Source organism: Herbaspirillum rhizosphaerae (genome assembly GCF_001189965.1).
GTDB classification, from domain to species: Bacteria; Pseudomonadota; Gammaproteobacteria; order Burkholderiales; family Burkholderiaceae_D; genus Herbaspirillum; species Herbaspirillum rhizosphaerae.
On the sequence record NZ_LFLU01000012.1, the window covers coordinates 36,840 to 57,995 of the forward strand.

Here is a 21,156-nt window from a genome sequence, read left to right on the forward strand (position 1 = left end):
GCGATGACTTCTGCTTCTTCTTCCATCGCCCCGGCAACCGACAACCTGGACGGCGCCGATAGCAAAACCGGCAAGGTGGCGACCAAAGGCGGCCCTTCGCTGATCCAGCGCAGCTTCGGCCCGGCCGGCCACCTCTGGGTGCACTTCGTGCTGTGTCTGTACGCCGTGATCGCGCTGTTTCCGATCGTGCTGATCCTGATGAATTCGGTCAAATCGCGGCAAGCGATCTTCGATAACCCGATGGCGTTTCCGACAGCGGAGAGCTTCTCGCTGATCGGCTTCCACAAGGTGCTGTCGAACACCAACTTCCTGCTCTACTTCGGCAACAGCCTGATCGTCACGCTGGCCTCGCTGGTGCTGATCGTACTGTTCGGCGCCATGGCCGGCTGGGCGCTGTCGGAATACAAGTTCCGCGGCAACCGCCTGATGACGCTGTTCATGGCCATCGGCATCATGATCCCGATCCGGCTCGGCACGGTCTCCATCCTGCAGCTCGTGGTGGCGCTGGATCTGATCAACACCCGCACCGCGCTGATCCTGGTCTATACGGCGCAAGGGCTGCCGCTGGCGGTGATGATTTTGTCCGAATTCATCCGCCAGATTCCGACCGAATTGAAGGATGCGGCGCGCTGCGACGGCGTCGGCGAATTCAAGATTTTCTTCCAGGTGATCCTGCCGCTGATCCGCCCCGCCATCGCCACCGTGGCGGTGTTCACCATGATCCCGGCGTGGAACGATTTGTGGTTCCCGCTGATCCTGGCGCCCGGCGACCAGACCAAGACTGTCACGCTGGGCGTGCAGCAGTTCATCGGCCAGTACGCCACCGACTGGAATTCGGTGCTGGCGGCGCTGTCGATGGCGGTGATCCCGATCCTGATTCTGTACACGCTGTTCTCGCGCCAGCTGATCCGCGGCCTGACCGCCGGCGCAGTGAAGTAAGCGCAGTGACGACATTCCTACAAGGCACATCATGGCAAACGTAAGCATCAAAGACTTGAAGAAATCCTACGACGGCAAGCAGAACGTGCTGGCCGGCCTCAACCTCGACATCCGCGACGGCGAATTCTGCGTACTGGTGGGCCCGTCCGGTTGCGGCAAGTCGACCTTGCTGCGCATGCTGTGCGGCCTCGAAGACATCAGCGGCGGCGAGCTGGCCATCGGCGGCGACATCGTCAACCACCTGCCGCCGGCCAAGCGCGGCATTGCGATGGTCTTTCAAAGTTACGCGTTGTATCCGCACATGAACGTCTACAAGAACATGGCCTTCGGCCTCAAGATCGCCGGCAGCAACAAGGCCGACATCGACGAACGCATCCGCCACGCCGCCGGCATCCTCAAGATCGACCACCTGCTCGAACGCCTGCCGCGCGAACTGTCCGGCGGCCAGCGCCAGCGCGTCGCCATCGGCCGCGCCATCGTGCGCAAGCCGCGCCTGTTCCTGTTCGACGAACCGCTGTCCAATCTCGACGCCGCCCTGCGCGTACAGACCCGTCTCGAAATCGCCAAGCTGCACAAGCAACTGGCGGCCACCATCGTCTACGTCACCCACGACCAGGTCGAAGCGATGACGCTGGGCGACAAGATCGTGGTGATGCACGACGGCCATATCCAGCAAGCCGGCACGCCGCTGGAGCTGTACCAGCATCCGCAGAACCTGTTCGTGGCCGGCTTCATCGGCTCGCCCAAGATGAACCTGCTGCCCGGCCTGGTGTCTGCCGTAGGCGAAGACTGCCTGCACGTCGCCATCGTCGGCGGCCAGCAGGTGCGCGTCGATATCGCGCCGGGCGCCGCCCGGATCGGCGACAAGGTCACGCTGGGTCTGCGCGCCGAACATATCCATGAAGACGGCTACAGCGGCGCGGCCGGCTCGGAGCGTTTCAGCGGCACGGTCAATCTGGTGGAACATCTGGGCGAAGCCAATTTCATCTACGTCACGCTCTCCAGCGGGCAAGACATCGTGGTGCGCGGCGACGGCAACCGCAATGTGGAAATCGGCGAACGCATCGAGCTGTCCGCGGGCAGCCACGCTTTCCATCTGTTCGATGCCGACGGCAAGGCCTTGCGCCGCCTGAAGCCGGGCAACCTGCTGTCGTCGCGGCAGCCGACGCAGCATTGATCGCGCAAAACCAACAACGGAGCAAGGCATGGACCAGGCGTATGACTATCTGATCGGCGTGGACGGCGGCGGCACCAAGACACTGGTGCGCGTGGTCCGGGCCGACGGCAGCCTGCTGGGCGAAGCCGTCGGCGCCGGGGCGGCCTTGCGCAACGGCGCGGCGGCAGCCTGGGATGCGATCCTGACGACGCTGCAAAGAGCCTTCGCCAATGCGGGCGTCGCCATGCCGCCCTTGAGCAAACTGGCCGCCGGCGTGGGCGTCGCCGGATTCAACGTGGCGCAGTGGGCGGCGGATTTCCGCGAGAAGGCGCCGGCGTTCGGCATGCTTGAGCTGGCCACCGACGCCACGACCACCTTGCTCGGCGCGCATCAGGGCAAGACCGGCGCCATCATCGCGGTCGGCACCGGCACCATCGGCGTGGCGCTCTATGCAGACGGCAGCGAACGCGTGGTCGACGGCTGGGGCTTTCCGTCCGGCGACGACGCCAGCGGCGCATGGATGGGCCTGCGCGCCATCAACCATGTCCAGCACGTAGTCGACGGCCGTGCGCCGCATGGCGCATTGTCGGCGGCGACAGTGGCGTTTTGCGAAACCGACGGCGCGACCAACACGCCCGGCCGCGCAGAACGCGATGTCGTGCTCGACTGGCTGTCGCAAGCCGATCAGGCAGCCTTCGCCCGGCTGGCACGGCTGGTGATTGCACACGCCGGCGACGATCCCGCTGCGCGCAACATCCTGACGCAAGCCGCCGCAGAACTCGAACTGATGGCCGATACGCTCGATCCCGACAAGCAATTGCGGCTGGCATTGTGCGGCGGCCTGGCCGGCGCTTTGCAAGCTTATTTTTCAGCGGCGCTGCAGCAGCGCATCACGCCAGCGCTGGCCGATTCCGCCGACGGCGCCCTGCTGCTGGTGCGCAAGAGCCTGCTACTTTCTTAACGGAGAAAACCCATGTCCTCCATCATCCAGGTCCGCGGCAATGTGCTGACGCCGCAAGGCTGGGTCAACGGCGCCATCAGCTTCGGCGACCTGATCTGCAACATCGACGGCCACCAGCTCGACCATGAACCGGCCGACGGTTCGCCGCACGCCAACAACGGCGACTACATCCTGCCCGGCTTCATCGACCTGCATGTCCACGGCGGCGGCGGCAAGGACATCATGGAAGGCGGCGACGCGGTCGACGTCATCGCTCGCCTGCATGCGCGCCATGGCACCACCAGTTTGCTGGCCACCACCATGACCGCCCCGCTGGAAGAACTGGAAGTCGCGCTCAAGGCCATCGGCAGCGCCAGCCGCAAACGAGAATCCGGCCGCGCGCGCATCCTCGGCGTGCATCTGGAAGGCCCTTACATCAACCCCGGCAAGCTCGGCGCGCAACCCGACTTCGCCGTCGAAGCCACGCTGGAGCAGGTCGACTGGCTGGCCAGCTTTGCCCCGATCAAGCTGATCACCATCGCGCCCGAAGTCGACGGCCATCTGGAACTGGTGCGCACGCTGACGACCGGCGGCATGGTGGTGCAGATCGGCCATACGCTGGGCACCTACGACGACGGCGTCGCCGCATTGAAAAACGGCGCCGCCGGTTTCACCCATCTGTTCAACGCCATGAGCGGCTTCCATCATCGCGAACCCGGCATGGCCGGCGCCGCGTTGGCGCATGCCGAATACGCCGAGCTGATCCCCGACATGCTGCACGTGCATCCGGGCGCCATCCGCGCCGCCTTGCGCGCGATTCCGCGCCTGTATTGCGTGACCGATTCCACCGCCGCCGCCGGCATGCCCGACGGCGACTACACGCTGGGCCGCCAGGTGGTGCACAAATGTGCCGGCGGCGTGCGCCTGGCCGACGGCACGCTGGCCGGCAGCACGCTGACCATGGACCAGGCGCTGCGCAATCTGATCGCCATGGGTCTCGACATTGCCGATGCCTCGCGGCGCACTTCGACCTATCCGGCCGACTACCTTGGCGTCAAGGAACGCGGCCGTCTCAAAGCCGGCTGTTTTGCCGACATCCTGGTGTTCGATCGCCATTTCAGATTAAAAGAAGTTTACGTAGAAGGAGAAAAGATTGACCTCGCTCATGCTTAAGGAGGCGCGTTCGGCCGGCACCCATGTGGCCGACCAGCTCGCGCAAGACCACGCCCGCTATGCCGAACTGGGCCGCTGGCTGCGCGCCGCGCCGCCGGCCGGCATCGTCACGGTGGCGCGCGGCAGTTCCGACCATGCCGCCAGCTATTGCGCCTATCTCACCATGGCGCGCCTGGGCCACATCGTCGCCTCGCTGCCGATGTCGCTGGTGACGCTCAACAAGGCGCCGCTGATTGCGCGCGACCGCCTCGCCATCGCCATTTCGCAGTCCGGCCAAAGCCCCGACGTGATCGAGCCGATCCGCTATTTTCGCGACGGCGGCGCCACCACGCTGGCGCTGGTCAACGACGCCGAGTCGCCGCTGGCCAAGGCTGCCGAGTGGTCGATCCCGCTGCGCGCCGGTCCCGAGCTCAGCGTCGCCGCGACCAAGAGCTTCATCGCCAGCCTGGTTGCCGGCGCCTTGTTCGCCGGTCACTGGCAAGACGACCCCGGCTTCCTGCACTCGCTGGAAAGCCTGCCGGATTCGCTGCAGCACGCCGCCGACAGCGACTGGTCCAAAGCCATCGACGTGCTGGCGCCGGCCGGCAACATCATGGTCGTCGGCCGCGGCATCGGTTTTCCGCTGGCGCTGGAAGCGGCCTTGAAATTCAAGGAAACCTCCGCCATCCAGGCCGAGGCGTTCAGCGGCGCGGAAATCAAGCACGGCCCGATGGCGCTGATCAACGAAGGCTATCCGCTGCTGATGTTCGCCACGCGCGGTCCGACCCAGGCCGGCATGCTGCAGCTGGCCGCCGAAATGCGCCAGCGCGGCGCCAAGGTCTTGCTGGCGGCGCCGGAAGACATCGCCGAACGCGACCTGACCTTGCCGACCGCCCTCACGCCGGACCTCGATCCTATCGTGGCGATCCAGGCGTTCTACGTCATGGCCGCGCAACTGGCGGTAGCGCGCGGCATGGATCCGGACAAGCCGCGCCATCTGAGCAAGGTGACCAAGACCAGCTGAGCAAGCAAGTTAAACGAGGCCGAAGAGACAGACAAAGCCCGAACAGGAACTCAATTCGCAGATAAAAACAGTTCTTCCCCCGTGGTATTTTTGCCGCCTATGCCTGAAAAGGCCTGGGCGGTTTATTTTTGAGCGCGTCATAAAGATGTTGTGCGCTCGAAGACAGCTTGCGGCCCTTCTTGCGGATCAGCCCGAGCGTGCGCTCAACCTTTGGCTCTACCAGCGGGATGGCAATCAAAGGTGAGCCGTCCTGCGTCGGCATGGCCAAATGCGGCACGGCGGCGATACCCAGTCCGGCTGCGACCCACGCCAACGAGGTAGCGACGTGACGCACTTCATAGACCGCGCTCGGACGCACTTCGGCCGTCGCCAACGCCTGATCCAGCACCAGACGATTGCCGCTGGAGCGTGCCACCGCCACATAGGGATATTTGTCGATCTCACGCCATTTCACGGAGCGCCGTTGCGCCAGCGGATGATCATCCAGACAAGCCAGCACAAAACGCTCGCTCATGATTTTTTCAAAATCGATATCAGCCTGTTGTGCGCCGATGAAGTTGATCCCGAAATCGGCTTCACCGCGCAAAACACCGTTAAGCACTTCGTTGGCCCCTTCATCAATCACTTTGATGCGAATGTTCGGATAGATCGCATTGAACTGCCGGATCACCGGCGGCAAATAGTGATATGCCACCGACGGCACGCAAGCAATGGTCACTTCGCCGCCGGAACTGGCGGCAATGTCGCTGATGCTCAATAAGGAGCTTTCAACATTGGCGAGAATTTCCTGCGCCTTGGCATAAAACTCACGCCCCACGACCGTCAACGCGACGCGGCGTGTGGTGCGTTCGAACAGCCTGACATTAAGCGCTTCTTCCAGCTTGTCGATGCGGCGTGACAAGGCCGGCTGCGATAAATTGATGGCGCTCGCAGCAGCGCGAAAACCTCCACGGTCCACCACTGCCACCATGGCTTGCAAATCGGCGATGTCGAAGCGGAGTTGTTTCATGCGTGACCTTGAATAAAAAATACAATCTTATTGATGCCTTTAACGAATCAATCTTACTAAATTATGCATTTTACTTTATCAATTCTATTTGCAAGAATCGCGCTCTTGATTCCTGCTCCGACGTGAAAAGTCGGGAAAGATCGGGAATACTCAACACTATTCACTGGCACGGCGCTGCACTGCACTGCAGGCTGCTCAAAAAACAATAACGACCAGAGACAACACTTCAACCGGGATAGAGAAGCTCATGCTGATCATGCGTCGTACATTTATCATTTCCTGCCTGACAATTATCGTCAGCACTTTGTCAGCAAATGGCTGGACTGCAGAACTGAAGGTCATGAATTCCGGCGGCTTTACCGCAGCATATAAAGCGCTGGCGCCCAAGTTCGAGCAAGCCACCGGCAATACATTGTCGACTGCCTGGGGCCCTTCCATGGGCGCGGCGCCAGAAGCCATTCCCAATCGCCTGCAACGCGGCGAACCAGCCGACGTCGTAATCATGGTTGGCTATGCGCTCGACGACCTGATCAAACAAGGCAAGGTGATCCCAACCAGCCGAACCGCGCTGGCTGATTCGCGCATCGGCATGGTCGTGCGCAGCGGCAGCGCCAAGCCGGATATCAGCACCCCGGATGCCTTGAAACAAGCCTTGCTTCATGCCAAATCTATCGCCTATTCGGACAGCGCCAGCGGTGTTTATATAGAGCGTGAACTGTTCAAAAAACTCGGCATCGAGGAACAAGTCAAGGGCAAGGCGAAGATGATCCCCAAGATTCCCGTCGCCAGTGTGGTCGCCAACGGCGACTATGAGCTTGGCTTCCAGCAAGTCAGTGAGCTGCTCCCGGTAACGGGCGCCGACTTTGCCGGCAAAATTCCGGAGTCGCTGCAGAGCGTCACCTTGTTTGCCGCAGGCATCCCCACAGGCGCCCGACATCCCGACGAAGCGCGGCAGCTGATCCGCTTCCTGAGTTCGCCCGAAGCGGCGCCCGAGGTCAATAGAAGTGGTCTGGACGCCTTGCCTGCCTTATCCAAATAGCAATGTGCAAAATAAACGCAACATGAAAGCTGTTAGAAAGCTATGCTTGCTTAGGTTGGGATAGACTGCGCTCCGCCAACGCTCAATAACAAAAAATCCGCGTCGCACGTATTGTTCAGAAAACACATAACCTGATCACCTCGGGTAGAGAGAGACAAATCATGACATCTCAAACATCTGCATCGTCCTCAAAGTTCGTCACTGTGCTGCGCGTCACCAGTGGCAATTTCATGGAAATGTTCGACTTTTTCCTCTTCGGTTTTTACGCCAGCTATATCTCGAAGGCCTTTTTCCCGGCCGGCGACGAATTCGCTTCGCTGATGCTGACCTTCATGACCTTCGGCGCAGGCTTCCTGATGCGTCCGCTGGGCGCCATCATCCTCGGCGCTTATGTCGACCGCGTCGGCCGCCGCCAGGGCCTGATCGTGACGCTGGCGCTGATGGCCGTCGGCACCATGCTCATCGCTTTCGTTCCCGGCTATGCATCCATCGGCCTGCTGGCGCCGGCGCTGGTGTTGATCGGCCGTCTGCTGCAAGGCTTCTCGGCAGGCGTCGAGCTGGGCGGCGTATCGGTTTATCTGGCTGAAATGGCGACGCCGGGCCGCAAGGGTTTCTATGTGAGCTGGCAGTCCGCCAGCCAGCAAGTCGCCATCATCGTTGCAGCCGCGATCGGCTACGGCCTGAACATGTGGCTGACCAAGGACCAGGTCGGCGACTGGGGCTGGCGCGTGCCGTTCTTCATCGGCTGCCTGATCGTGCCGGTGCTGTTCGTCATCCGTCGCTCGCTGCAAGAGACTGACGAGTTTCTGGCGCGCAAACGCAAGCCGAACCTGAGCGAAATCTTCCGTTCGATGCTGGAAAACTGGAAACTGGTCGTCGCCGGCATGATGCTGGTGTCGATGACCACGGTCTCGTTCTACCTGATCACGGTCTACACCCCGACCTTCGGCAAGAACGTGCTCAAGCTGAGCACCGAAAGCGCGCTGATCGTCACCTTCTGCGTCGGCATTTCCAACTTCATCTGGCTGCCGGTGATGGGCGCCTTGTCTGACCGTATCGGCCGCCGTCCGCTGCTGCTGGTGTTCACCGTGCTGACCATCCTGACCGCGTATCCGGCCATGACCTGGCTGGTCGGCGACGCCACCTTCGGCAAGATGCTGGTCGTGGAACTGTGGCTGTCCTTCCTCTACGCCAGCTACAACGGCGCAATGGTGGTGGCGCTGACGGAAGTGATGCCGGTTGACGTCCGCACCGCCGGTTTCTCGCTGGCGTACAGCCTGGCGACAGCGATCTTCGGCGGCTTCACGCCGGCGATCGCCACCGGCCTGATCGAACTGACGCACGACAAGGCAGCGCCTGGCCTGTGGATGAGCTTCGCCGCCGTCTGCGGCCTGATCGCTACGCTGATCCTGTATCGCAAGAAAGCAGCGCCGGTTGCCGTTGCGGCCTAGTTATTGCGGCCTGGTTGCGGCCTGATTGAAACGCACATGAAAAAGCGGGAAGCGGCGCAAGCCCTTCCCGCTTTTTTTACGTCTGCTGCTGTTATTTCAGGTCCGGAAATCCCGCATCGGACAAGGCACGGAGGAAATCGGCATCGCGGGCGCGCGGTTCTTTCGCCCGCCGGGCGGCGGCATTGACTTCGGAAGTGATGCGCCACAGCTCCAGATGGCGATAGTAGGTCGAACCGCTATCCACCGGCCGTGCACTGACAACGGCGTCGACGGGACGAACAGGTGTTACCGGATTGCGCGCCATACTGTCTCTCCTGGAAAATCCTTACGCGAAACTGGAAATGCGTTTTAAACGATTGCGGCTTTGCCCTTCCTGCGCAAATACAGGATCTGGATGCTCAGTCCGACAATCAGCATGACGACAAGCCCTCCCTGAAATCCGAGCAGCAGCGGCGATTTCAGATCGGTGACGAACGGATGGCCATCCGGCACGCGGCGCAGGGTTTCGGAGACGGTCGGCACCATCAGCAAAAACGCGGTCATCGTGAGGAAGACTGTTTCCACATAGCTGGCCGCACTCCCGGTCTTCAAAAACCTTCCGACGCCATAACCCACAAGAAGAAAGAACAAGGTCGCCACTGCGATGCCGTAGCTGACCGGCTGGTGCGCCACGAGAAACACACTGACGGCGCCGATCAGCATCGACACCAGATAGACGCTGCCGGCGGTCGAGCGCGGCACGATCCGTCCGTAGCGCACAAACATATACACAGCCGCTGGAATAGCCGGCAAGCTGCCTAGCGTATGAACCCAACCGAGGGGAGAAATTCCAAACATGGAGCCATCCTTTTATCAAAAAATGAAACATTCAAAGAAAACACCGTCCCTGATTGCGGACGAACGATTTACACAATAAGCTACCTACTAATCGGTAGGTAAAATAGGCGAGCTTTGTCGCAACTATCCCGCCCTTATCCTTGACGAGCGATCCGCGCCAGAACCGGATTGACTATGGCCCCGAACATCCTGGCGTCGCCGTACGCGCGTGCGGAGAGCATGGCGCCGTGAACCGCCGCCATGAATATTTCAGCTTCCATCGCGGCCGGCTCGGTCAGCGAAAGCCGGCCCTGTTCTTCACCGCGAGCGAAAACCGCCGCCAGCCAGGCCGATAGCGCGCGAAAATGCGCCCTGACTTCCAGCGCGATCTCTTCGGGAAGAATCGGCATCTCACTCGCCAGCAAGGCGCACACGCAGAATGAAGAAGATGCGTCGGCGATGCAGCCCTCCCAGAATTTGGCATAAGCGCGAAGCTGCTCAAGCGGATCGGCAACATGCTGCTCCAGCCTGGCGACGCCGTCCTGCATCTCCTCGCGATAGCGCGCCACCAGCGTGCGGACCAGCATGGCTTTGCTGGGAAAATGGTGATGAATGCTGGCGTTGCGGATCCCGATGACCTTCGCTATGTCGGCGTAGCTGAAACCGTTGTAGCCGCCGGCGATGATCAGCGTTTGCGCGCACCGCAAGATGCTGTCGGATGTGTTGGATGAGTCGACCATGGACTTAGCCTACCTTTTAGTAGGTAGCCAGTCAAGCGATATTTATTTCCTGTCCGGCAACACACGTACGCTCAACAGATGAAGGGCATGCAGCGTCGCCGATCCACATCACTGCGCGAAATGCTGCGTGACCCATTGCTCACACGCACTCCACAGCAGCGGCGCGCCTCGTTGGATCACGGGGCCGTAGCGGGAAAAGACCTGCTCCATTGACACACCGTTCTCCGTCCAGGTGCCGCCGCCGGTATGTATGTTGATGAGGAGAGGCTGAAAGCGGTCCAGCGCCTTGGCGAACTTCGCGTCCTCCGTTTCTCCGCATTCAAACTCCTGCCACAACGCCAGCAGTTCATCGCCCTGAGGCTGGGGCAACAGGCCAAACAGCCGCACCGCCGCCCTCGCCTCTTGTTCCGCATGCACTTCCTTCGACGATCCGCCATGGATAGGAAAATCGCCGACATCGATCTCGACGATGTCATGCAGCAGCAGCATCTGCATCACGCGATGTGCATTCACGGGTCCGCAGGCATATTCGCTCAGCAGCAAGGCATACATGGCCAGATGCCAGGAATGCTCGGCGGAGTTTTCTTTCCGGCTTTTGTCGAGCAGCGGCGATTGCCGTACAACGCTCTTGAGCCTGTCGATTTCTCTCAGAAAACTCAGTTGCTTTTCCAGTTTCGCTAATTCCATCGCTTTCGCACCTCCAATAACAAGTTCACGGCTGAGCGCCTACAAACAGTCCGCCACCGCATCTTCTTGCGCGGCCGAAGCGCGCCTGGCCCTGGTTGCCAGCCAGCACAGTATCGAACCGGCGCATACCAGCGACGCCCCCACCCAAAACGATCGCGGCAACGGCGCATGCAACACCATCGCGGACAACGCCGCCGAAAAAACCGGGATAAAGTACGACACGCCCGCCAGCACGGTCACGTTACCGTGCAAGATCCCGACATTCCATGCCGCATAGCCGAAGCCCATCGCGGCCGCCGCCAGGAGCAGGTAGACAATTGCCGGCAGGCTGAAAGACATCGGGCGGTGATCGCCGAAGAAAAACTTCACCCAGAGCGTCAATGCCACAAGAATGAAGAACAGCGTCACTCCGTTCTTCCCCTTCGCGAGGCGGGCCGTCACAGTGCAATAGGCGGCCCAGATCACGGCGCCCAAAAAAGCCAGCCCATAACTGAGCGGATTGTCCTGCACGTTGCCAAGCATGCCCGCCAGGTCCAGCCCCTGGTCACCGCCCAGCACCCAGCAGATACCGATAATCGAGAGGATGAATCCGGGCACCACCATCCAGTTCGCTCTCTGCCGGTTGAATGCAATGGCGGCGATGAGCGTGAATGCCGGCCACAGATAGTTGACCATGCTGACTTCGATTGCTTGCCTGCCTGTATTGGCATAACCGATGGAGAGCGACAGGCAGAGTTCGTAGGACACAAACAGCAGGCTGCCCCACAAGAGGTATTTTTTCGGAAAGGAACCCAGTTTCGGGAAACCGACCGACAACAGCAGAAACAGCGAGGCAACGCTATACATCATCGCCGCGCCCCCGGTAGCGCCGAGATGTTCGCTGACGCCGCGAATCAATCCGACAATGGAACTCCAGAGGACCACTGCAGTAAGTCCGATCAGCGTGGCCTTCTTGCTATTCATTTATAAGGTTCAAGTTATGGTTGCAGGTTGCGGGGACAGGATGCGCTCAGCGCTCGTCTCTTATAAGACAGCTCATGCGCTTCACTGGCGGCAAGCGGAAAAATCTGGTTTACCGATGGAGAGTATTAAGGTTGCAAGCAACGATTCAGAGGCTGCAATCAGTCCTGTCAATGCGCCGGCAGATGCGGCCTTATTGCCAAGGTCCCGAGCGCCGCTATCTTATCATTTTCACGCTGGAATCCAGACCAAAGAAAAAGCCCGCGCGAGCGGGCTTTCTCCGTGCACAAGTCTGCCGGTTGCATTACCTGCCTGATTCGCGCAATGTCTTCATCTTCAACGGCGAATCCGTCATCACCACATCCACACCCAGCTGCTGCGCGCTGCGATACGCCGCCGCCGAATCGACGCCGAACACCATGACCCTGGTGCCGGGATGGCTCTTGAAGCATTTCATCGCCGCCGGGGTCCACCAGTGCGCCACCACTTCCGAGACGCCCTCGCCCAGCGTGAATTTTTCGACCACGCTGACTTTGCGCTCCAGCTCGATGCCCGACCACGTACCCGCCGCCGGCGCCGCATCGCAGGCGCCGCCATTGAGCGCAATGCGCGCCAGGCGATCGCGCGTGGCGTCGCGCGATTCGAATACCTGCGCCTTCGGCTGCTTTGCCATCAAGGCAATCACGTCGGCATCGGTGGAATAGAAACGCACGCGTTGCCACGCGTTTTCTTCCTCGATGACTTTGGCGACTGCATTGACCAGCACGTCGGCAGGCAACTGCTTCATGTCGATCATGATCGGCACCGATGCCGGCACGGCGCGCAGTGCGTCGCGCAAGGTCGGTATTTGCACCGGCTGCCGGCGATAGGGATAGCTTTTGTTACCGGAACCATCCGTCACGCTGTACATGTAGCCGGCATTGAGCGCAGTCAGTTGCGCCGCCGTCAAGGTGTTGACCACTCCTTTGCCATCGGTCAGCGCCGAGACATCGGCCGGACGATACAGCACCGGCACGCCGTCGCTGGATACCTGCACCGTCATCCACAGGATATCCGCGCCGTGCCTGAGCGAATTCTGCAGCGTCGGGATGGTGTTTTCCGGACCGTCGCCGGTGCCGCCGCGGTGCGCGGCGATCAACGGGTCGGCGCCGGCCGCCAGCGACACGCTCAGGAGCGCGGCGCAGACGGCCAGCCGCAAGCCGTTCTTAACTATGTTCATCTGTTTCTCCTTGCAGGGAATACGCCGATCAGAATTTATGACGGATACCGGCGGTCAGGACGTTCTGTGTATTGCTGCCGCCCGGTGCGACGTACAAGCCCGGATTGAACATGTCCGACGAACGGATGTTGGCGTAGAACAGATACACATCGGTACGCTTGGACAGGAAATAGTCCACGCCCAGCGACACCTGCGAAGCCTTGCCGTCCTTGGCGCCGACGAATTTGGAACGGGTGCCGACAAAGTTGGCGAGCAGTTGCGTGCTCGGCGTGACGTTGTAGTTGACGCCGAAGTCGATGAGGTCGACCTTGCTGTTGTTGACGCCGCCGAAGGTAAAGGCCGCGCCGGCGGTGCCGGTGAAACCGGTCATTGCCGTACCGGCGGCAACCGCCAGCGGTTGCTTGACCTGCGAGTACGAACCGTACATGCGCACGTCGCCCAGTTTGTAGGAACCGCCGACCAGGAAAGTCTTCAGCGAGGTGCTGGCAATGCTGCCGGTGGTGGCACCCGGGGCAATGCCGGAGTCGCTGGAACCGGTAAAGGTATTGTTGGCCGTCAGCTTGTTCTGGAAATACGCCGCGCCGAACGACAGCGGACCGTTGTTGTAGCTGCCGCCCACGCCGAAGGACTGGCCAGCGCCGGTCGACCCGGCCTGTTCGCCGAAACCGTACAGCGCGCTCAGCGTCACGCCGCCCATCACCGGCGAGTTGTAGCGCACCGAGTTGTTGACGCGCGATCCTTGCGTGCGATCCAGGTTCAGCGCGTGGATGTTGTTGACCAGGCTGCCGAAATCGAGCGCGCCGTTGTACGGCGCCAGATCATCGATGTAATCCTTCTGGCGGCCGAGATACACAGTACCGCCCTTGCCCGACAGGCCGATGATCGCGGTGCGGCCGAAGAACAGGCCGCCCTGCGCCAGCTGGCCGGTGTCGGCGTTGAAACCGTTCTCCAGCGTGAACAGCGCTTTCAATCCATCGCCCAGGTCTTCCACGCCCTTGAAGCCGATGCGCGAACCTTGCGCAACGGCAGTGTCCATGCTTAGACGCGAACCGGTGCCGGTCGGATTGCCTGGCGTAACGTTGGCGACCTTGTCGGTATAGGTCAGGCTGGGATTGATGATCCCGTAGATGGTGACGCCCGATGAGGCGACGTTGGTTTGCGCGTATGCGCCTCCGAAAACGGACATGCCGGCGGCGGAGAGCGAAATGGCGAGAGCATATTTTTTCATGAATGGTTTTCAGGAAAGTTGAAAAGGGAATTGCGAGCAGTGGTGAAACGCTGCGAACTATGCCCTCGATATATGACATCGCCATGACGTCATGATTATTTGAAAGACAAATAATGTTCACATGAACATTAATAACGTCACGGTCCGGTAACAATCGCCCGATAACATTCATCACGTTTTCAAATGAACGAGAGAATGGATAAGTGAACATGTCGGCGAATCCTGCAAGCAATCTCACCAACAAACCGGAAGGCAAGCCCGTCCTCAAGCCTGCTTCATTGCGGCACAACGAAATCATTGCGTTGTTCCGCCAGCACGGCTTCATGACCATGGAGGCCCTGGCCGAGCATTTCGCCGTCACGACGCAGACCATACGCCGCGATATCAACGCCCTGTGCGACGCCGACATCCTGCGCCGGCGGCATGGCGGCGCCGAGCTGATCCTGTCGGCGCGCAACCAGCCCTACGACATGCGCCGCATCAACAATCTCGAACAGAAAGCGGAGATCGGCGCCGCGGTCGCCAGACTGATTCCCAACGCGTGCAGCGTGCTGATCGGCATCGGCACCACGCCCGAACAAGTTGCGCTGGCATTGGCCAAGCATGATCACCTCACCGTCATCACCAACAACCTGCGCGCGGCGCTGGCGCTGTCGACCAACCAGAACAACCAGGTCATCGTGCCGGGCGGCACCCTGCGTTTTCCCAATCCGGAAATCCTCGGCAACGATGCCGACAAACTGTTCCGCAACTTCCGCGCGGACTTCGGCATTTACGGCGTCGGCGGCGTCGACACCGACGGCACGCTGCTCGACTTCGATCGCATGGAATCGAGCTCGCGCCAGGCCTTGCGCGAGAGCTGCCGCACCCAGATCCTGGTCACCGACAACTCCAAGTTCGGCCGTCAGGCGCCGGTGCGCGGCGGTCATCTTTCCGACCCCGACATCCTGGTCACCGACAGCCCGCTGAACCCGACGCTGGCCGCCATGCTGGCAGGGAATACGCGCGTGGTGGTGACTTCGCAAGCCGACGCCGGCGCAGACGAAGAACACGAAACAGCCGCCATCGCAGCAGGAAAATGAATATGCAAAACGACATCGCCATCCGCCTCTCCGGCATCAGCAAATCCTGGGGAGCGCACCAGGTCATCAAGTCGCTCGACCTTGAATTCGGGCGCGGCCAGCTGGTCGCCCTGCTCGGCCCTTCCGGCTGCGGCAAATCGACCTTGCTGCGCCTGCTGGCCGGACTGGAAACGCCCGACAGCGGCCGCGTGGAGATCGACGGCAAGGACGTCACGACTGCCACGCCCTCGGCGCGCGGGCTGTCGATGGTGTTCCAGTCGTATGCGCTGTTTCCGCATCTGAGCGTGGCGGAAAACATCTGCTTCGGCATGCAGGTGCGCGGCGTGCATGCGGCAGAACGCCGCCAGCGTTTGCAGGACGCATTGGCGCTGACCAATCTGCAGGGACTGGAACAACGCAAGCCGGCGCAACTTTCCGGCGGCCAGCGTCAGCGCGTGGCGCTGGCGCGCGCGGTCGTGGCAGGCCATTCGATCTGCCTGATGGACGAGCCCTTGTCCAACCTCGACGCCAAGCTGCGCCACTCGGTCCGCCATGAAATCCGCGCCTTGCAGCAACGCCTGAACATGACGGTCGTCTACGTCACCCACGACCAGACCGAAGCCATGGGCATGGCCGACAAGATCGTGCTGATGAATGCCGGCAGCATCGTGCAAAGCGGTACGCCTGCCGAGCTGTATGAAACGCCGTCGAGCGCTTTCTCCGCCGCATTCATCGGCAGCCCGCCGATGATGCTGATGGATGCCGGAAAACTGCCTGCGGCACTGCGCGCCAGCGTCATGCCGGTCGGCGCGGCCGACCAGAAACAGCTGATCGGCGTGCGTCCGGAACATTTCCGCATCGTCGCGCCCTCGTCCACCGAACTGTTCGGCACCGTGACCGGCGTCGAATTCCAGGGCGCGGAATCCTACATCTATCTCGACCTGCCGGGCGGCGACGCCATCATCGTGCGCAGTCCCGAAAAGAGCCTGCTGAAACTCGGCGACCGCGTCGGCCTCGGCTGGGATCCGGTGGACGCGCATGTCTTCGCCGCCGATGATGGCCGCCGCTTGTCGCCCATGCCGTCTCCGCTGCATCCGGACGCCCCGGAGATCCACCTCCGGCCGGCGCTGAGCGTCGTGCAGTAAGCGGCATTTCACAGAATTCACCCCGTGCTTTTCAACATGAACCTCCCCCACAAAGGAACCCCGATGCTGAGCAAACTCATCAGAAAAACAACCTTGGCGGCACTCTTCGCAAGCGCCCTGACAGCCTCCTCGCTGGCCAGCGCCGCCACCGACCTGACCATGTACTACCCGATCGCCGTCGGCGGCCCGCTGACCGATGTGATCGACGGCATGATCAACGACTTCCAGAAGGCCAATCCGGACATCAAGGTCAAGGCGGTCTACTCCGGCAATTACGACGAAACACGCGTGCGCGCCCTGTCGGCCATCAAGGGCGGCCAGCCTGCGCAACTGTCGGTGCTGGGTGCGCTCGACACCTATGACCTGATCGACCAGAACCTGATCGAGCCTTTCGACAAGGTCGCCACCAGCGCCGAAGACAAGGCCTGGCTGCAAAGTTTCTACCCAGGCCTGATGGCCAACGGCACCATCGGCGGCCACGTCTGGGGCATTCCGTTCCAGCGTTCGACCATCGTCATGTTCTACAACAAGGACATGTTCCGCGCCGCCGGCCTGAACCCGGACGCGCCGCCGAAGACCTGGAAGGAAATGCTGGCCGCCGCCACCAAGCTCACCGGCAAGGACAAGTTCGGCCTGATGGTGCCGTCGACCGGCTATCCGTACTGGATGTTCCAGGCGTTCGCGATCCAGAACGGCGTCTCGCTGATGAACAAGGAAGGCACACAGGTCTACTTCAACACCCCGGCAGCCGTCGAGGCGTTGGAATTCTGGCGCTCGCTGGCGGCAACCCACAAGGTCAGCCCGGCCGGCGCGATTGAATGGGGCACGCTGCGCCAGGCGTTCGTGCAAGGCCAGACGGCCATGATGTGGCACACCACCGGCAACCTGACTGCGGTCAAGAAGGAAGCCAAGTTCGACTTCGGCGTCGCCATGCTGCCGGCCAACAAGCAACCGGGTTCGCCGGTCGGCGGCGGCAACTTCTACCTGTTCAAGGGTTCAACGCCTGCACAGCAAGCCGCTTCGGTCACCTTCGTACGCTGGATGACGGCGCCGGAACGCGCTGCACAATGGTCGATCGCCACCGGCTATGTCGGCACCAGCCCGGCGTCGTACAACACGCCAGCCCTGCGCGACTACGCCAAGACCTTCCCGCAAGCGCTGGTCGCCCGCGATCAGCTGGCGGTAGCGATTCCGGAGTTCTCGACCGAGCAGACTGCCCGCGTGCGTGAAGCCCTGTCGAACGCTGTCCAGGCTGCACTGACCGGCACCAAGACATCCAAGCAGGCATTGGATGAAGCACAGGCGACTGCGGAACGTTTGCTCAAGCCTTACCGTTAATCGCCGGAACGCTGCACACCTTTTGTATCGCTGTCGTCCTGATGAAAGTCAGGACCCAGTGTCGTATCGACGATGATCACGACACTGGGTCCCAGCGTGTGCTGGGACGACTGCAAAAAATCTGATCACTGGATAACATCCTGATGAACCAAGCAACAAACCTGGCGCCGGCCAATCCCGCCGAGCGCCGCCTGCACAACCTGTTCGGCTGGGGATTGCTGACGCCGTCGCTGATCCTGCTGACGCTGTTCGCCTTCTTCCCGATGCTGGCGACCTTGTGGGCCAGCTTCTTCTCGCGCGGCACGGCGCGCCGTCCCAGTGTCTTCAACGGCATCGACAACTACCGCGACCTGCTGGCCGATCCGGCCTTCTGGCAAGTGGTCGGCAACAACCTGCTGTACGCGGGCGTGACCGTCCCGGTGTCGATTGCGCTGGCGCTGGGCATGGCGCTGTGGGCCAATGCGCGCATCGGCGGCCGCGGCCTGGTGCGCACCGCCTTCTTCACACCGACCATGCTGCCGATGATTGCGGCGGCCAACCTGTGGCTGTTCTTCTATACCCCCGGCCTCGGCCTGCTCGATCACATCACGGCGCTGTTCGGCATCGGCCCGACCAACTGGCTCGGCCAGCCGGGCACCGCCTTGTGGTCGGTGATGGCGGTGACGATCTGGAAAGAGTCCGGTTTCTTCATGATCTTCTATCTCGCTGCGTTGCAAGCGATCCCGCCGGACCTGCGCGAAGCCGCCCGCATCGAAGGCGCCGGGCGCTGGGCGTATACGCGCCGCGTGGTGTTGCCGCTGCTGATGCCGACCACGCTGTTTGTGACGATCAATGCGCTGATCAATTCGGTGCGCCTGATCGACCATCTGTTCATCCTGACCAAGGGCGGCCCCGACAATGCCTCCAAGCTGATCCTGTACTGGATCTGGGAAATGGCCTTCGCCTATCTCGACCAGTCCGGCGCCGCCGTGATGACCGTGATGGTGCTCGCTGCCCTGGGCCTGATCGCCGCGCTGCAATTCCTGTTCTTTGACCGCCGCATCCATTACCGCTAAAAACCAGTCGATGAATACCGCCACCATCAACGCATCATCCGCCGCCAACAGTGCAACGCCGGCAACGCCGTCGGCCCCCGGCGAACGGTTCTGGACTATCGTCGACACCGCCGGCGCCTGGGCGCTGGCGCTGCTGTGGATCGCCCCGCTGCTGTTCGCGCTGTGGGCGGCCTTCCATACTTCCCACGCAGCGCTGGCGTTCGACTGGCGCGCACCGCTGGTGCTGCAGAATTTCCGGGACGCCTGGCAGTCAGCGCCGTGGCTGCGCTATTTCTTCAATACCTTCGTACTGGTCAGCCTGATCCTGGTCGGCCAGTTCACGCTGTGCACGCTGGCCGGTTTTGCGTTCGCGCGCTTCCAGTTCGTCGGCAAGAACCTGCTGTTCGTGCTGGTGCTGCTGCAATTGTTCGTGCTGCCGGAAATCCTGATCGTCGAGAACTACGCCATGGTGACGCGCCTGGGCATGTTCGACACGCCGCTGGGCATGGCCGTGCCTTACATGGCCAGCGCCTTCGGCATCTTCTTGCTGCGCCAGGCTTTCATGCAGATTCCGCGCGAGCTGGAAGAAGCGGCGCGCATCGAGGGCTGCGGCTGGTTCGGCGTGCTGTGGCGCGTGTATGTGCCGGCCGCCAAGCCGGTCTACCTGGCCTACGCGCTGGTGTCGGTGGCGACGCACTGGAACAATTTCCTGTGGCCGCTGATCGTGACCAACTCGCCGATGACGCGTCCGCTGACGGTCGGCCTGTCCTTGTTCGGCGCGCCGGAAAGCGGCGTCAACATCTCCATCATCAGCGCCGCCACGCTGGTGGCGATTGCGCCGCTGATGATCGGCTTCCTTGTATTCCAGCGTCAGTTCATCCAGGCCTTCCTGCGCGCCGGCATTCGATAAATCCTTTAATTCAACACCAACAACACATCCTGATGAAAGTCATACAAATTACCGACATCCACCTGGTGCCGGATGGGAATCTCTTGTTCGGCGAAGATTCGGTAGCGCGTTTTCGCACCTGCATCGCTCACGTCAATGAACATCATCCCGACGCCGACCTGTGCGTCATCACCGGCGACCTCACCCACGACGGCGACGAAGCTTCGTACCGCATCCTGGCCGACTGCCTGAAACAACTGAAACTGCCGGTGCGTCTGCTGCTGGGCAATCACGATGAACGGCCGGTGTTCCGCAGCGTGTTTCCCGACATGCCGGTGGACGGCAGAGGTTTCGTCCAAGGCATACACGATACCGATACGGCGCGCCTGGTCTTCCTCGACACCAAGGAAGCCGGCACCCACGAAGGCCGCCTCTGCGCCGACCGGCTGGCCTGGCTGGACCGCATGCTGGCCGATGCCGGCGAGCGTCAGGTCTATCTGTTCTCGCACCATCCGCCCTTCGAACTCGACCTGCCGTCGATGGACTGGATCCGCCTGCGCGAAGAAGCCGACCTGCGCGCGCTGGTCAAGAAACACGGCAACGTGCGCTACATGTTTTCCGGCCACGTGCACCGTCCCTCCGGCGGCACCTGGTACGGCACGCCGTTCGCCACCGTGCCCGGCACCAACCACCAGCACGCGCTCGACTTCGCCCTGACCGGCCCGGCGACGACTTCGATGGAGCCACCCGCCTACGCCGTGCTGAGCCTGCGTGAAGCGGGTGTGGTAGTGCATTACCATGCGTTCATGGATCGGTCGCAGCAGTTTCCGTATTACGGCTGAAACGATATCGCCTTCGAAACTCACGTCGGGATCTTGGCTCTTTTTGATAGAGAACCGCCACGATCCTGACTCTTGTGAGGACGGCGGACAGCACGAAACTCTCTGCTTTCTCGAATTCGCGCTATTCCATCTTCTTGATGGTCTTCCTATGTTGTTAGTACCACCAGCGCCGGATCAAGGTGGTGATCAGCATCTTTCCCCACACAATGAGATCCTTATGGGCATTCGCCTTCAGAATTTCAACATATTTTGTGACTACGCAACTCCAGAAAAACATACTGCACTGGAGCTTCATATGGAATTGCCGATTCCTCATCAAGATATTCAAAAAGTCCAAGGCTGGCTGGGTCGCGGAGATTGGGCTGCAAGTGAAGAATATCTCGCTGAAAAATATCCGCAACATCGCACATTGATCCGCGAATGGCTGCGCGCCAGCAAATCGCGCAGCGAAGGAAACCTGAGGCCAATGGGCGTGGCTGCCTGAGCT

At 61.3% G+C, this 21,156-nt stretch carries 22 protein-coding genes; 14 read left to right on the forward strand and 8 right to left on the reverse strand.

Going from position 1 to position 21,156, the window contains the following annotated elements; all coding sequences use genetic code 11:
• Window positions 1–3 precede the first annotated feature (3 nt).
• Genes AKL25_RS16210 through AKL25_RS16230 form a run of 5 tightly spaced genes read left to right on the forward strand, consistent with a single transcriptional unit; the run spans window position 4 to window position 5,211 of the window.
• Window positions 4–939: a carbohydrate ABC transporter permease gene (locus AKL25_RS16210; RefSeq protein WP_083444743.1), complete on the forward strand. Its 936-nt coding sequence runs from the start codon at window positions 4–6 to the stop codon at window positions 937–939.
• Between the two features lie 31 nt (window positions 940–970).
• Window positions 971–2,116 (forward strand): ABC transporter ATP-binding protein, encoded by a 1,146-nt coding sequence (locus AKL25_RS16215; RefSeq protein ID WP_050478736.1) that lies wholly within the window; start codon window positions 971–973, stop codon window positions 2,114–2,116.
• A 28-nt stretch (window positions 2,117–2,144) separates the two neighbouring features.
• Entirely contained in the window at window positions 2,145–3,056 is a 912-nt protein-coding gene (locus AKL25_RS16220) for a glucosamine kinase nucleotide-binding domain-containing protein (RefSeq protein ID WP_050478737.1), read from the forward strand.
• Window positions 3,057–3,068: 12 nt separating this feature from the next.
• On the forward strand, window positions 3,069–4,208 hold the full coding sequence (nagA, locus tag AKL25_RS16225) for an N-acetylglucosamine-6-phosphate deacetylase (RefSeq protein WP_050478738.1): 1,140 nt from the start codon (window positions 3,069–3,071) through the stop codon (window positions 4,206–4,208).
• The gene (locus AKL25_RS16230; protein WP_050478848.1) at window positions 4,201–5,211 is read left to right on the forward strand and encodes an SIS domain-containing protein; all 1,011 of its coding nucleotides are present in this window, start codon (window positions 4,201–4,203) and stop codon (window positions 5,209–5,211) included. Before nagA ends, AKL25_RS16230 begins: the two co-directional genes overlap by 8 nt.
• A gap of 97 nt (window positions 5,212–5,308) precedes the next feature.
• Here AKL25_RS16230 and AKL25_RS16235 read toward each other — a convergent pair whose 3' ends face one another.
• Window positions 5,309–6,220 carry a LysR family transcriptional regulator gene (locus AKL25_RS16235; RefSeq protein WP_050478739.1) on the reverse strand — a complete coding sequence of 304 codons (912 nt, stop codon included), beginning with the start codon at window positions 6,218–6,220 and terminating at the stop codon, window positions 5,309–5,311.
• A 256-nt stretch (window positions 6,221–6,476) separates the two neighbouring features.
• On the opposite strand from AKL25_RS16235, the gene AKL25_RS16240 reads away from it, so the two are divergent.
• Together AKL25_RS16240 and tcuC are read left to right on the forward strand one after the other, a co-directional pair.
• Window positions 6,477–7,259 carry a substrate-binding domain-containing protein gene (locus AKL25_RS16240; protein ID WP_050478849.1) on the forward strand — a complete coding sequence of 261 codons (783 nt, stop codon included), beginning with the start codon at window positions 6,477–6,479 and terminating at the stop codon, window positions 7,257–7,259.
• Between the two features lie 161 nt (window positions 7,260–7,420).
• Complete coding sequence (tcuC, locus tag AKL25_RS16245) at window positions 7,421–8,710, forward strand: MFS transporter (protein ID WP_050478740.1); 1,290 nt, start codon at window positions 7,421–7,423, stop codon at window positions 8,708–8,710.
• Between the two features lie 91 nt (window positions 8,711–8,801).
• Here tcuC and AKL25_RS16250 read toward each other — a convergent pair whose 3' ends face one another.
• The 7 genes from AKL25_RS16250 to AKL25_RS16280 all read right to left on the reverse strand — a co-directional run bounded on the left by AKL25_RS16250 (window position 8,802) and on the right by AKL25_RS16280 (window position 14,360).
• A complete protein-coding gene (locus tag AKL25_RS16250) occupies window positions 8,802–9,014 on the reverse strand; it encodes a hypothetical protein (RefSeq protein WP_050478741.1) in 213 nt (70 codons plus the stop codon).
• A gap of 44 nt (window positions 9,015–9,058) precedes the next feature.
• Window positions 9,059–9,547: a hypothetical protein gene (locus tag AKL25_RS16255; protein WP_050478742.1), complete on the reverse strand. Its 489-nt coding sequence runs from the start codon at window positions 9,545–9,547 to the stop codon at window positions 9,059–9,061.
• Window positions 9,548–9,681: 134 nt separating this feature from the next.
• A complete protein-coding gene (locus AKL25_RS16260; RefSeq protein WP_050478743.1) occupies window positions 9,682–10,266 on the reverse strand; it encodes a TetR/AcrR family transcriptional regulator in 585 nt (194 codons plus the stop codon).
• A gap of 108 nt (window positions 10,267–10,374) precedes the next feature.
• Window positions 10,375–10,953, reverse strand: a complete 579-nt coding sequence (locus tag AKL25_RS16265; protein ID WP_050478744.1) for an HD domain-containing protein — start codon at window positions 10,951–10,953, stop codon at window positions 10,375–10,377.
• 39 nt (window positions 10,954–10,992) lie between these two features.
• Entirely contained in the window at window positions 10,993–11,916 is a 924-nt protein-coding gene (gene yddG / locus AKL25_RS16270) for an aromatic amino acid DMT transporter YddG (protein WP_050478745.1), read from the reverse strand.
• A 301-nt stretch (window positions 11,917–12,217) separates the two neighbouring features.
• Window positions 12,218–13,132: a glycerophosphodiester phosphodiesterase family protein gene (locus AKL25_RS16275; RefSeq protein ID WP_050478746.1), complete on the reverse strand. Its 915-nt coding sequence runs from the start codon at window positions 13,130–13,132 to the stop codon at window positions 12,218–12,220.
• Window positions 13,133–13,160: 28 nt separating this feature from the next.
• Window positions 13,161–14,360, reverse strand: coding sequence for a porin (locus tag AKL25_RS16280; protein ID WP_050478747.1), 1,200 nt, complete (start codon window positions 14,358–14,360; stop codon window positions 13,161–13,163).
• Between the two features lie 209 nt (window positions 14,361–14,569).
• Between AKL25_RS16280 and AKL25_RS16285 the strand changes: the two genes are divergently transcribed.
• The 7 genes from AKL25_RS16285 (at window position 14,570) to AKL25_RS24685 (ending at window position 21,153) form a co-directional block, all read left to right on the forward strand.
• Window positions 14,570–15,442, forward strand: a complete 873-nt coding sequence (locus AKL25_RS16285) for a DeoR/GlpR family DNA-binding transcription regulator (protein ID WP_050478748.1) — start codon at window positions 14,570–14,572, stop codon at window positions 15,440–15,442.
• A gap of 2 nt (window positions 15,443–15,444) precedes the next feature.
• The gene (locus AKL25_RS16290) at window positions 15,445–16,566 is read left to right on the forward strand and encodes an ABC transporter ATP-binding protein (RefSeq protein WP_338034497.1); all 1,122 of its coding nucleotides are present in this window, start codon (window positions 15,445–15,447) and stop codon (window positions 16,564–16,566) included.
• A gap of 63 nt (window positions 16,567–16,629) precedes the next feature.
• The gene (locus AKL25_RS16295; protein WP_050478750.1) at window positions 16,630–17,904 is read left to right on the forward strand and encodes an ABC transporter substrate-binding protein; all 1,275 of its coding nucleotides are present in this window, start codon (window positions 16,630–16,632) and stop codon (window positions 17,902–17,904) included.
• 143 nt (window positions 17,905–18,047) lie between these two features.
• Complete coding sequence (locus AKL25_RS16300; RefSeq protein ID WP_050478751.1) at window positions 18,048–18,959, forward strand: carbohydrate ABC transporter permease; 912 nt, start codon at window positions 18,048–18,050, stop codon at window positions 18,957–18,959.
• 10 nt (window positions 18,960–18,969) lie between these two features.
• Entirely contained in the window at window positions 18,970–19,848 is an 879-nt protein-coding gene (locus tag AKL25_RS16305) for a carbohydrate ABC transporter permease (RefSeq protein ID WP_240475764.1), read from the forward strand.
• Window positions 19,849–19,880: 32 nt separating this feature from the next.
• Window positions 19,881–20,669: a phosphodiesterase gene (locus AKL25_RS16310; RefSeq protein WP_050478752.1), complete on the forward strand. Its 789-nt coding sequence runs from the start codon at window positions 19,881–19,883 to the stop codon at window positions 20,667–20,669.
• Window positions 20,626–21,153, forward strand: coding sequence for a hypothetical protein (locus AKL25_RS24685; protein WP_240475765.1), 528 nt, complete (start codon window positions 20,626–20,628; stop codon window positions 21,151–21,153). Before AKL25_RS16310 ends, AKL25_RS24685 begins: the two co-directional genes overlap by 44 nt.
• Window positions 21,154–21,156 lie beyond the last annotated feature (3 nt).

Excerpts from the sequence above, each read along its gene's own strand:
- tcuC (WP_050478740.1), top strand. The coding sequence starts at position 7,421 with ATGACATCTCAAACATCTGCATCGTCCTCAAAGTTCGTCACTGTGCTG.
- nagA (WP_050478738.1), top strand. The coding sequence starts at position 3,069 with ATGTCCTCCATCATCCAGGTCCGCGGCAATGTGCTGACGCCGCAAGGC.
- AKL25_RS16305 (WP_240475764.1), top strand. The coding sequence starts at position 18,970 with ATGAATACCGCCACCATCAACGCATCATCCGCCGCCAACAGTGCAACG.
- AKL25_RS16255 (WP_050478742.1), bottom strand. The coding sequence starts at position 9,547 with ATGTTTGGAATTTCTCCCCTCGGTTGGGTTCATACGCTAGGCAGCTTG.
- AKL25_RS16285 (WP_050478748.1), top strand. The coding sequence starts at position 14,570 with ATGTCGGCGAATCCTGCAAGCAATCTCACCAACAAACCGGAAGGCAAG.
- AKL25_RS16235 (WP_050478739.1), bottom strand. The coding sequence starts at position 6,220 with ATGAAACAACTCCGCTTCGACATCGCCGATTTGCAAGCCATGGTGGCA.
- AKL25_RS16310 (WP_050478752.1), top strand. The coding sequence starts at position 19,881 with ATGAAAGTCATACAAATTACCGACATCCACCTGGTGCCGGATGGGAAT.
- AKL25_RS16220 (WP_050478737.1), top strand. The coding sequence starts at position 2,145 with ATGGACCAGGCGTATGACTATCTGATCGGCGTGGACGGCGGCGGCACC.
- AKL25_RS16250 (WP_050478741.1), bottom strand. The coding sequence starts at position 9,014 with ATGGCGCGCAATCCGGTAACACCTGTTCGTCCCGTCGACGCCGTTGTC.
- AKL25_RS16290 (WP_338034497.1), top strand. The coding sequence starts at position 15,445 with ATGCAAAACGACATCGCCATCCGCCTCTCCGGCATCAGCAAATCCTGG.
- AKL25_RS16240 (WP_050478849.1), top strand. The coding sequence starts at position 6,477 with ATGCGTCGTACATTTATCATTTCCTGCCTGACAATTATCGTCAGCACT.
- AKL25_RS16295 (WP_050478750.1), top strand. The coding sequence starts at position 16,630 with ATGCTGAGCAAACTCATCAGAAAAACAACCTTGGCGGCACTCTTCGCA.
- yddG (WP_050478745.1), bottom strand. The coding sequence starts at position 11,916 with ATGAATAGCAAGAAGGCCACGCTGATCGGACTTACTGCAGTGGTCCTC.
- AKL25_RS16260 (WP_050478743.1), bottom strand. The coding sequence starts at position 10,266 with ATGGTCGACTCATCCAACACATCCGACAGCATCTTGCGGTGCGCGCAA.
- AKL25_RS16230 (WP_050478848.1), top strand. The coding sequence starts at position 4,201 with ATGCTTAAGGAGGCGCGTTCGGCCGGCACCCATGTGGCCGACCAGCTC.
- AKL25_RS16275 (WP_050478746.1), bottom strand. The coding sequence starts at position 13,132 with ATGAACATAGTTAAGAACGGCTTGCGGCTGGCCGTCTGCGCCGCGCTC.
- AKL25_RS16300 (WP_050478751.1), top strand. The coding sequence starts at position 18,048 with ATGAACCAAGCAACAAACCTGGCGCCGGCCAATCCCGCCGAGCGCCGC.
- AKL25_RS16210 (WP_083444743.1), top strand. The coding sequence starts at position 4 with ATGACTTCTGCTTCTTCTTCCATCGCCCCGGCAACCGACAACCTGGAC.
- AKL25_RS24685 (WP_240475765.1), top strand. The coding sequence starts at position 20,626 with ATGCGTTCATGGATCGGTCGCAGCAGTTTCCGTATTACGGCTGAAACG.
- AKL25_RS16265 (WP_050478744.1), bottom strand. The coding sequence starts at position 10,953 with ATGGAATTAGCGAAACTGGAAAAGCAACTGAGTTTTCTGAGAGAAATC.
- AKL25_RS16280 (WP_050478747.1), bottom strand. The coding sequence starts at position 14,360 with ATGAAAAAATATGCTCTCGCCATTTCGCTCTCCGCCGCCGGCATGTCC.
- AKL25_RS16215 (WP_050478736.1), top strand. The coding sequence starts at position 971 with ATGGCAAACGTAAGCATCAAAGACTTGAAGAAATCCTACGACGGCAAG.